Here is a 10431-nt window from a genome sequence, read left to right as displayed (position 1 = left end):
GCTTGGGGCTTTGGAGCCTTGGCGCGTCAGTCGCGACCGACGTGCCTTGGGCGAATCTTTGCCCTTTGATCATCAGCCCTCGGTTCTTTCTCTCCGTCCGATGGAGTCTCGCACACTTCTGTGCAGGCTCCTTTTTGTTATCTGAAAAATGGGGACCACCCCTTGAATGGGAGAGTGTGGGAGTGGAGGAGTCGGGGAGAACCGATTTTATTTTTTCTCAGATCATCGGCGTCAACTGGCAGCGGCGCAACGGCCAGGCAATTTTTACACTAGGGGACGCACATCAACAAAAAATGGCTTATTTTAGCGCCGTCATTTCCACCCCGGGACAGTCCCCAATTGACAGGCCAGCCGCGGGCTTGTAATTTAGCTTTGCTCTTTCACAGTTACGGCGTGGTCCGTCGAAGGTTCACGCCTCAGAGGGGGATCCCATGAATCAGAATCCGGTTCCGGCCCGCGTCCGGAAATTCGTCGTTCGCGTCGCTGTCGCCGTCGTTTCCTGTCTGGCCGGCCTCGCGGCGCTGGGTTTGATCTTTCCCGTTAAGGCTGACTTGCTGGGATGGTTGGCTTGTCTGATCTTGTTTGTCGCGACAAGAGTTCTCATGAATTTCTGTCACCAAGAACAGGATCGCCAGCCATCCGCCGAGCGGCAGATCGCGTCTGTCGGCCCGCCTGAAGAGAAGGTCTGACGATCGCTAGACGCGGCTCATTGAGCCGCGTTTTTTTCACCACTATCAGACAGAATTGACAGAGCGAGCACGGTCGCGCAAGATAGCCCTGTTCTTTGATAATCGCCAGCTGCTCCTGGCTGGATCTGAAAGGAGATCGTCGTGAATAAGAATCTGGCCCTTGCGTTTGAACGCATTGCCACTCTCGTTTTTCACACCTCGGTCATTCTATTCGGACTTTGCGTGCTGCTGTGGCTGTTCGGACCTGACTCGGCCAGCTTCGACTGGTTGGGATTGCCGCTGGTTTGTCTGGGCCTGATTGTGGCATCAACCCTCGTCGGCTGTCTCTGTCGCGACGTGCTGGACCAGCAGTTGGTCGAACATAGAGGCCGTGTTGCCGATTGGAGTTCGTCCGCGGAGAAAACCTACTCCATCACTTTTGAAGACGGCTATGTTGCCGTGCTGGACTATCCTCTCAGGATCGAGCCTGGCCTGCATCTGACCATTTGGCGCAACGGTCGGGGTAATATAACCTGTCTGAAAGTGAAACAGGTTCGGTCGTAAGTCGGCCATTCGCGTCTCGCGGCGGTTCTCAAAACGCAGCTCATTGAGCCGCGTTTTTTATTTATCCACAAAAGGTACCAGGCACCTTTTTATTCCGTGAGATTCAAATATTGACCAGTCTCGCGCGCCAATTCTCCGGCGTCAGTTCGCTGAGTTTCGCGGCGTCTTCGATGCGCAAGCCGCCGATCTTGGTGCGGCGGAGCGTTTCGAGATACGCGCCGGCGCCGAGTTCATTGCCCAGGTCATGAGCGAGCGTGCGGACGTAGGTTCCGGAAGAGCAGTTCACGCGGAAAGTCGCCCGCGGCGGCTCGAAGCCGGTCAGCTCGAAAGCACGAACGGTGATCGCGACCGGTTCGCGCGCGACCTCCTTACCCTCGCGCGCCAGCTCGTACAATTTCTTGCCCTGGATCTTCTTGGCCGAATACATCGGCGGCGTCTGCTGGAGGGGGCCGGTGAATTTTTTCAGCGCCATCTCGACCGCGGCTTGGGAGGGGATGATAGCGTCCGGTTCCGGCATGATCGCGCCGGTCCCGTCCTGAGTGTCGCTTCGCGCGCCGAGCACCAGCGTGCCGACGTATTCCTTGTCCGCCCCCAGGAATTCGCCGAGCCGCTTCGTGGCTTCGCGCCCGACGCCGACGACCAACAAGCCCGTCGCGAACGGGTCGAGCGTGCCGGCGTGGCCGATCTTGCGGATGCCGGTGATGCGCCGCAGCCGGTCAATGACGTCGTGCGAGGTGATCCCGGCGGGTTTGTCGATCAGGATGAAGCCGTCCATACCCCGCCAGTATAGCGGCCGCGCGGCTCAATTACCACTGATATCGCCAGCATTGACGGTCGAACTGGCGGTTGTTAAGGTGCCGGCAGACAGTTCTTTGTCAGGAGGTGAAAAGTGAAAACCAGGGACAACCTCAGTTCTCCGGATGGGATGACGATCGTGGCCAGCTCGCGAGAGGAACCGAAAGAGGTCCTCGAGGCCAGGCACGACGAGATCCGTTCGATCGCGGCCTCCGATGATCTCAAGGATTTCGTCTGCGGGCACCGCGGCCCCAGGTTCTATGACATGGATCTCTACGGCCAAGTGCTGCACAACAATGGCACGAGTCCGGAGAAGTGCGGCCAGTGCTGCGTCAAATGGTTCCAGACCGGCACCTGTCGTTGCGCGCGTTGCGGCCTGATCATCTTCCCGGGCGACCCGGTCGCATTGTACGGCCCCAGCGCTGACTTCAAACCCGAGCGCGTCACGGAAGTCCCGAGCGGTGTCATCGGCTGTCTGCGTTGGGACTGTTGTCCGAGCGGCGGCTTCTTCGCCGGCCATTGGACCGGCAAGGACTTCTGTCCGGCTTTCAGCAACGGCCGCTCCGCTGTCGAAGAATGCTTCGCCACCGGCCAGATCGTCGTCGGCAACATCGGCGACGACGTTGCCCCGAAGTGGTACCAGCGCCTCTGGCGATTCTTGCGCGGCCGCTAGCCGCTCCGTTCTCCCAGTCTTGAAGCCTCGCGTTCTCGCGGGGCTTTTCTTTATATAGCGACCGGTTCGGGGTTGACTTTGAGGCCTGTTGTCGCTAATATATTGATACTTATATGAATATTTCCGAACTGGCCCGCCGCTTGCGCTGCCATCCCGACGAATTGCGCGAGAAATTGCCGATGCTCGGTTTTGACGTGGGCCGCCGCGCCATCAAGATTGACGACCGCCTCGTGGACAAGATCATCGTCAAATGGAACGAGATGTCCAAGCTGGCGCGTCTTAAGGACAAGTACCAGCAGGAAAAGAAGATCGTCGAGGAGGCCACGGCCCGCGTCAAAGAGGTCGCGCTGCCCAAGGTCATCACGGTCCGCGATTTCGCCGCCAAGCTGAGCCTGCCCTTGAACCTGGTCATCGGCGAACTCATGAAGAACGGCATCCTGGCCTCGGTCAACGAGCGCATCGATTACACCACCGCCAGCATCGTGTCCGAAGATCTCGGCTTCAACGTCACGGCCGAAGAGGAGAGCCAGGCCGCCGACCGTTCGGCCAGTATGTCCGCCGACGAACTCAAGAAAGCGCTGGGCGAAGAGGCGGAAAAAGATCTGGTGGCCCGCCCGCCGGTCGTCGTCGTCATGGGCCACGTCGATCACGGCAAGACCATGCTGCTCGACGCCATCCGCAAGACCAACGTCTTGAAGACCGAGGCTGGCGGCATCACCCAACACATCGGCGCCTACCAGGTCGAGAAGAAAGACCGCCGCATCACTTTCATCGATACTCCCGGCCACGAGGCTTTCACGGTCATGCGTTCCCGCGGCGCACGCGTCGCGGACATCGCCATCCTGGTCGTGGCCGCCGACGACGGCGTCCAGCCGCAGACTGTCGAGGTCATCAAGATCATCGAGGCCGCGAAATTGCCGATCATCGTCGCTCTGAACAAGATGGACAAGCCGGAAGCCGACCCGCAGCGTGTAAAGACGCAGCTTTCGGAGCACGGGCTGATCCCGGAGGAGTGGGGCGGCAAGACCGTCATCGTGCCGGTGTCCGCCAAGGGCGGCAAGGGCATGGACGAACTCCTCGATGTTGTCCTGCTCGTCGCTGAGATGGAAAAGGACCGCATCCGCGCCAATCCCGACCGGCGCGCCGTCGGCACGGTCATCGAATCCCATATCGACAAGGGCGAAGGTCCGGTCGCGACCATCATGGTCCAGGCCGGCACGCTGCGCCGCAATGACATCCTGTCCGTCGGCGGCGGCATCTACGGCCGCGTCCGGGCGATGCGGGACTGGAACAACGCCGCGCTCGAAGAGGTTCCGCCGGGCACGCCGGCCAAGATCCTGGGCTTCAAGGCCTCGCCGCAGGTCGGCGACATCATTGAGGTTCCGGCCGCGGACGCGGATCTGAAACGGGTCAAGAAAGGCTACACCGTCGAGAAGCAGTCGATCGCGATCAAACCGAAGACCGAGGAGGAGAGCCATGGCGACAAGAAATTCCAGAACGTCGTGCTCAAGGCCGACGTGCTCGGTTCGCTCGAGGCCATCAGCGGTACGCTCGAGAAATTGCAGAATACCGAGGTCGGCGTCGCCGTCGTGAGTCGCGGACTCGGCAATATCACCGACACCGACGTACTCGCGGCCGAGGCCGCCAAGGGCGTGGTCATGGGCTTCAATGTGCTCGCGACGCGCGAGGCGGAGATCCTGGCGCGCGACAAGAAAGTGGAGATCAAGATCTACAAGGTCATTTACGACCTGTTCGACGAGCTGAAGAAGCGCTTGCAGGATCTGTTGCCGGCCGAGATCATCACGACCCATCTGGGCAAACTCGAGGTGCTGGCGATTTTCCGGAGCGACAAGTCCGGCCAGGTCATCGGCGGCCGCGTCAAGGAAGGCAAGCTGCAGACCGGAGCGAACGCCGTCCTGTATCGCGGCGAGCAGCCGATGAGCGAGGGCGTGATCGCCCAGCTCCAGTCCGGCAAACAGGAGACCAAAGAGGTTCATTTGGGCCAGGAATGCGGCGTGAAGGTCACGTTCCGGTCCGCCGTTCTCGTCGGCGATGTCGTCGACGTCTTCACGGAAGAGAAGAAAGAACGCAAGCTGGTTCTTCCTCAGTGAGGCTAGGAAGTTGTTAATAACTCCCCGCTCGCTGGCGGGGAGTTTTGGTGTTAAGATGAGGGCGCAGCCCGAGCTGCGAATAAAAATATCACGGCCGCGGGGTCTGATCCGCGCCGCGCCACGGACCCTGGGTCCGGAGCCGCGAGCGGGGAGACAAGCATAGACCCGGTTGCCGCGAACTAATCGCGATCGTCGTTATGGTCCACGCGTTGACCGATGCGAATTTTTCCGAGGAGGTTCTGAAATCCAAGGTGCCGGTGCTGGTTGATTTTTGGGCGCCGTGGTGCGGCCCGTGCAAGATGATGGGTCCGGTCATTGAGGAATTGGCCCAGGATTTCAAGGGCCAGAACGTGAAGATCGGCAAATTGAATGTTGACGAGAGTCCGATGACGCCGAACGAATACGGCATCATGAGCATTCCGACGCTGCTCATCTTCAAGAACGGCGTGCCGGTCGATCAGATCATCGGCTTCCAGCCGAAGGCCGGGATCGCCGAGAAAATGCGCGGCCTGCTGGCTGCCTGAACCGCGGCTCTTCATTCATATATGCGCGAGGTCATCATCATCGGTTCCGGACCGGCCGGGTACACGGCGGCCATCTACGCCGCGCGCGCCGGTCTGTATCCGCTGGTCTTTGCCGGCGAACTCGCCGGCGGCCAGTTGACGCTCACGACCAAGGTCGAGAATTTTCCGGGTTTTCCCGAGGGGATCGACGGGCCGGAACTCATGGAAGCGATGCGCCGCCAGGCCGAGCGTTTCGGCGCGAAGATCGTCTCGTCCAAAGTGACGGCGGTCGATCTGGCCGCGCGGCCTTTTCGCGTGACGGCTGACGGCGCGGTCGAGGAAGCCCGCTCCCTGATCATCGCGACCGGCGGCACGGCGCGCCGGCTGGGTTTGCCGTCCGAGGAGCGGCTCTACGGGCGCGGCGTTTCGACCTGCGCGACCTGCGACGCTTTTTTCTATCGCGGCAAACAAGTGGCCGTGGTCGGCGGGGGAGATTCGGCCATGGAAGAAGCGGATTTCATTTCCCGTTTCGCCGACCGGGTGACGCTGATCGTGCGGCGCGACGTGTTGCGCGCCTCGAAAGCGATGCAGGAGCGGGTGCTCGCGAATCAGAAGATCGCCATCGTCTGGAACACGGTCGTCGAGGAGATCCTGGGCGCCGAGAATGACAAGGTCACCGGCGTGCGGTTGAAGAATGTGAAGACCGGGGAGGCGAGCGAACTCGTCATCGACGGTTTTTTCCCGATCATCGGCCATGATCCCAATTCGGAGCTGTTCCGGGGTCAGCTCGAACTCGACGCGGCCGGTTACATCAGGATGTCCGACGGCACGACCGCGACCAGCGTCCAAGGTGTCTTCGTCTGCGGCGACGTGGCTGACTCGCGCTATCGTCAGGCCGTGACCGCGGCCGGCTCCGGCTGCCGGGCCGCGCTCGACGCGCTGCATTTCCTGGAACAGACCAACCAGTGAGTCCGGCTGATACTGATAAAGAAGCCGCCTTCGCCAAAGGGCGGTTTTTTGGTTGTCTCTCCAGCACTCCTGCACTTCAGCACTCCCGCACTCCTGCGCCCTCCAAGTCGCGGCGGAACTGCAGCGGAATCAGCCGAGCGCGTTGCTCGCGGCTCTCGCGCGAGGTATAATTCCGGTCGATGTCTGCTCCCAAGCCCGTAAAAAATAGCCGTTATCTGAAGCCTGTTCTGGCAGGTCTGGTCCTCGCCGGCCTGGAAGCGTCGGTCCTGGCTTTCGGTTATCTGACACGCGGCGTTACCGGGTCCGTTGATCTCGCCCTGCTCGCCGCGCTGCCGGCCGCGGTCGGCATTGTTGCCGTCATCATCCTCGCGGCCCGCTGGCGGATCTGGTTCTGGTTTCTGGTCTTCGGCGCGGCGATCGGTTCGCTTTCGGCTCTGGAACTTTTTCTCGGCGAACCTTTTGAACAGGCTTTCTTCGTGAGCGCCCTGACCCAGCTGTATTTTTTCGCCCTGAGCCTGATCCTCGGCGCGGCCGCGGAATTCATCGGCTTGCTGCATCATCTTTTTCACGGCGGCGATCTCTGGAAATACCCCGGCAGCGACTAGCCGCCGGCCACTAGCCAAGAGATGGCGCTTGTTTTACGATGAGGCGGCTTTTCACGCCCAAGTTTATGGCTAATTACGACCACAAGAAGATCGAGAAGAAATGGCAGGATCTCTGGGAAGAGTCCGGCCTGTATCGCACCGAGGAACAGCCGGGGACGAAAAAATATTACGTCCTGGACATGTTTCCGTATCCGTCCGGCGAAGGCCTGCATGTCGGTCATCCCGAGGGCTATACCGCCACGGACATCATCGCCCGCAAGCGGCGCATGGAAGGCTGGAACGTCCTGCATCCCATGGGCTTCGACGCTTTCGGACTGCCGGCCGAGAACTACGCCATCAAGAAAGGCGTCCATCCGCGCGAACGCACCGAACAGAGCATCGTGAATTTCCGCCGCCAGCTCCGCTCGCTCGGCTTCTCTTACGACTGGGACCGCGAGATCGTCACCTGCGATCCCGCCTATTACCGCTGGACGCAGTGGATGTTCCTTTTCTTATATAAGAAAGGCCTGGCGTACAAGAAGACCGCGCCGGTCAACTGGTGCGATTCCTGCCACACTGTGCTCGCCAACGAGCAGGTCGAGGACGGTATCTGCGAACGCTGCAAGAATCCGGTGCGCCAGAAGGAACTCGAACAGTGGTTCTTCAAAGTGACCGAATACGCCGACCGCCTGCTGGCCGATCTCGACAAACTCGACTGGCCGGAGAAGATCAAGGCGATGCAGGCGAACTGGATCGGCCGCAGCGAGGGTACGCAGATCGATTTTCACGGCCTGATCCCGTCCGAGGCCGGCGAGGCGGGCGCGCCGCAGGGCAAGGAGTTCTCGGTTTCCGTGTTCACCACGCGGCCGGACACTCTGTACGGCGTCACTTATATCGTCCTGGCCCCGGAGCATCCGCTGGTGCCGGAGATCGTGACGCCCGAGCAGCGCCGCGAAGTGTTGAATTACATCGAAGCGGCCGGCAAGAAATCCGAGCTGGAGCGCGTGGGCCTGAATCAGGACAAGACCGGCGTGTCTTTGGGCGTCTGCGTGCGCCATCCGCTGACCGGAGCCGACGTGCCGGTCTTGGTCGCCGATTACGTCGTGGCCGCTTACGGCACAGGCGCGGTCATGGGCGTGCCGGCTCACGACGACCGCGATTACGCGTTAGCCAAAAAGTACGGCTATGAGATCAGGTTCGTCATCGCGCCGCCCGCCGGCAAGACCGCGCCGCCGGACGCCGCCTACACCGAACCAGGCATCATGGTCGCCTCCGAGGAATTCAACGGACTCGCATCCGACGACGCCAAGGTCAAGATCACCGATCTCCTGGAAGCCAAGAACATCGGTCGCCGCCAGGTCCATTATCATCTGCGCGACTGGCTGATCTCCCGCCAGCGATACTGGGGCGCGCCGATCCCGATCATCTATTGCGAGGACTGCGGCGAAGTGCCGGTCCCCGAGGAAGATCTGCCGGTGCTCTTGGCCGACGACGTTGATTTCCGGCCGACCGGCGAGTCGCCGCTCGCGCGTTCCGCGCAGTTCCATGATGTGAAGTGTCCGCGCTGCCGCCGTCCGGCGCGCCGCGAGTCCGACACCATGGATACGTTCGTCGATTCCAGCTGGTACTTCCTGCGTTTCGCGTCGCCGCGCGACGGCAGCCGGCCGTTCTCCAGCCACGCCGTCGAATACTGGCTGCCGGTCGATCTCTACGTCGGCGGCGCCGAGCACGCGGTCCTGCATCTCATGTACGCCCGCTTCTTCACCAAGGCGCTTTTTGACGCCGGTCACCTGTCATTCGACGAGCCGTTCCAGAAACTGAAGAATCCCGGCCTGATCCTCGGCGAGGACGGCGTGAAGATGTCCAAGTCGCGCGGCAACGTCATCAATCCGGACGATGTGGTCGAGCAGTACGGCGCCGACACGATGCGCCTCTACGAGATGTTCATGGGCGACTTCGAGATCGCCAAACCCTGGGACACCAAGGGTATCAGCGGCACGCGCCGCTTTCTCGATCGCGTCTGGCTGCAGATCCATGACGTCGTCCACCGCGAGATGAAGGCCGAACCGGAAGAGCTGACCGCACTCCTGCACCGCACCATCCGCAAGGTCTCCGCGGACATCGAGGCTTTCAAATTCAACACCGCCATCTCCGCCATGATGATCCTCCTGAACGAGTGGCAGCGGCTCGGCGGCGGCAGTCCGGAGTTCGCGTCGGTTTTCCTGCGCCTCTTGGCGCCGTTCGCGCCGCATCTCGCCGAGGATCTCTGGGAACTCCTGGGTCACAGCCGCAGTATCTTCCTGGCGCCTTGGCCGGTCTGCGACGACCAGCTCGCGGCCGAGAAGCAGGTGAGCCTGATCGTCCAGGTGAACGGCAAGGTTCGCGATAAGCTGAGCGTGCCGGTTGGACTTTCCGAAGAAGACGCCAAGGCTCAGGCTTTGGCGAGCGACAAGGTCGCCAAGTTTCTTGAAGGCCAGAGCATCAAACAGATTTTCGTGGTCAAGGATCGGCTGGTAAGCATTGTTTTAGAGTGACGGAGTCAGGAAGTTTCGGAGTGCAGGAGCCGGGGGAGTCATCAAGTAATGGGAGAGTGAAGGAGTGTAGGAGCGGGGGAGAAATGGAGTATATCAACTTCCTGAATTCATCTCTCCCAAACTCCCCAACTCCAGCACTCCCGCACTCCGGCACTCTCCCATTTTTCTAATCCCATGGCCCAAAAATCCGACAACTACCTCCACGCGTTTGACGGCTGCGGGATCGACTGGTCGGTCCTCCTGGGTTCGGATATCCCGGCCGCGCCCGAACACTGGGTCTCGCTGTACCGCGAATGTTCGCTCGAAGAACTCGCCCGCATCGCGCGCGAGGGGCTCGCGGCGCCGGTGGCGGAACTGCGGCCTTCGGAGATGCGCCGCGAGATGGAGATCCTAGACCGGTTCCGGCCCGAGCGCCTGGTCGAGCACGGCGTGAGCCGGCTTGGCGCCATCTTCGCGGCTCCCTCGCCGGAGAACGTCCCCAGCCTGCCGTTCCGCGCCGAGCGGATGATCCTGGAGATCAAGACCGATCCGGCATCCTGTTTCGTCGGCGACATGGATTTCATCACCGGCCTGATCCCGTTCCTGGGAGCGTATCCGGCCGATGTCGGACGTTTTCAGGGCGCGTTCAGCAAATACTGGGATTCCGTCATGCCACTCGCCGATTTTCTCGGGCATTACGTCAAAGTGCGCCAGGGCGGATCCTGCCCCTGGGTCGCGACGGCGGGAGCGGGAGAAGGGCGGCCGAAGGTCTTCTTCAGTCCGGAGATCCTGATCATGAAGCCGATCATCAGCCAGAAGCACTTGCGGGTCATCGGCCGGATCGAGGATCCGGACGGCCCTCTGGAGCAACTGGAAGCGGATTCCTGATCCGTAATTTTGGCGTCGGTCGCAGATGTGGTGGCGGAGTTGTTGATAATCTCGATTGACGCCCAAGCTTAATGAGCCTAAAATTTGACGTAGCCGACGCGATAATTTCAATCAAATATTTTTAACTATCCTGGTCTTGTCCGGAAGCTCTCGCCTATGGGAT

The 10431-nt window shown here is 60.9% G+C and carries 11 protein-coding genes; 10 read left to right on the top strand and 1 reads right to left on the bottom strand.

Going from position 1 to position 10431, the window contains the following annotated elements:
* The 3 genes from WCT10_05925 to WCT10_05915 form a co-directional block, all read left to right on the top strand.
* Positions 1–365: hypothetical protein (locus WCT10_05925; protein ID MFA6604336.1), on the top strand; the 365-nt coding region annotated here is incomplete at its 5' end.
* 66 nt (positions 366–431) lie between these two features.
* Positions 432–689: a hypothetical protein gene (locus WCT10_05920; protein MFA6604335.1), complete on the top strand. Its 258-nt coding sequence runs from the start codon at positions 432–434 to the stop codon at positions 687–689.
* A 141-nt stretch (positions 690–830) separates the two neighbouring features.
* Positions 831–1232: a hypothetical protein gene (locus tag WCT10_05915; GenBank protein MFA6604334.1), complete on the top strand. Its 402-nt coding sequence runs from the start codon at positions 831–833 to the stop codon at positions 1230–1232.
* A gap of 103 nt (positions 1233–1335) precedes the next feature.
* Here WCT10_05915 and truB read toward each other — a convergent pair whose 3' ends face one another.
* Positions 1336–2007, bottom strand: coding sequence for a tRNA pseudouridine(55) synthase TruB (gene truB, locus WCT10_05910; protein ID MFA6604333.1), 672 nt, complete (start codon positions 2005–2007; stop codon positions 1336–1338).
* 114 nt (positions 2008–2121) lie between these two features.
* Between truB and WCT10_05905 the strand changes: the two genes are divergently transcribed.
* The 7 genes from WCT10_05905 (at position 2122) to WCT10_05875 (ending at position 10268) form a co-directional block, all read left to right on the top strand.
* Positions 2122–2700, top strand: a complete 579-nt coding sequence (locus WCT10_05905; GenBank protein ID MFA6604332.1) for a hypothetical protein — start codon at positions 2122–2124, stop codon at positions 2698–2700.
* Positions 2701–2813: 113 nt separating this feature from the next.
* A complete protein-coding gene (gene infB, locus WCT10_05900) occupies positions 2814–4811 on the top strand; it encodes a translation initiation factor IF-2 (GenBank protein MFA6604331.1) in 1998 nt (665 codons plus the stop codon).
* 197 nt (positions 4812–5008) lie between these two features.
* Entirely contained in the window at positions 5009–5335 is a 327-nt protein-coding gene (gene trxA / locus WCT10_05895; protein ID MFA6604330.1) for a thioredoxin, read from the top strand.
* 21 nt (positions 5336–5356) lie between these two features.
* Complete coding sequence (gene trxB, locus WCT10_05890) at positions 5357–6283, top strand: thioredoxin-disulfide reductase (GenBank protein MFA6604329.1); 927 nt, start codon at positions 5357–5359, stop codon at positions 6281–6283.
* A 179-nt stretch (positions 6284–6462) separates the two neighbouring features.
* A complete protein-coding gene (locus WCT10_05885; GenBank protein ID MFA6604328.1) occupies positions 6463–6888 on the top strand; it encodes a hypothetical protein in 426 nt (141 codons plus the stop codon).
* Positions 6889–6953: 65 nt separating this feature from the next.
* The gene (gene leuS / locus WCT10_05880) at positions 6954–9401 is read left to right on the top strand and encodes a leucine--tRNA ligase (protein ID MFA6604327.1); all 2448 of its coding nucleotides are present in this window, start codon (positions 6954–6956) and stop codon (positions 9399–9401) included.
* Between the two features lie 174 nt (positions 9402–9575).
* Positions 9576–10268 (top strand): hypothetical protein, encoded by a 693-nt coding sequence (locus WCT10_05875; protein ID MFA6604326.1) that lies wholly within the window; start codon positions 9576–9578, stop codon positions 10266–10268.
* Positions 10269–10431: the final 163 nt, after the last annotated feature.

The organism is Patescibacteria group bacterium (assembly GCA_041667185.1).
Classification (GTDB): domain Bacteria; phylum Patescibacteriota; class Patescibacteriia; order SG8-24; family SG8-24; genus JBAYFM01.
The sequence above is the reverse complement of the archived record's forward strand: the minus strand, read 5'-3'. Positions and strand labels throughout refer to the sequence as shown.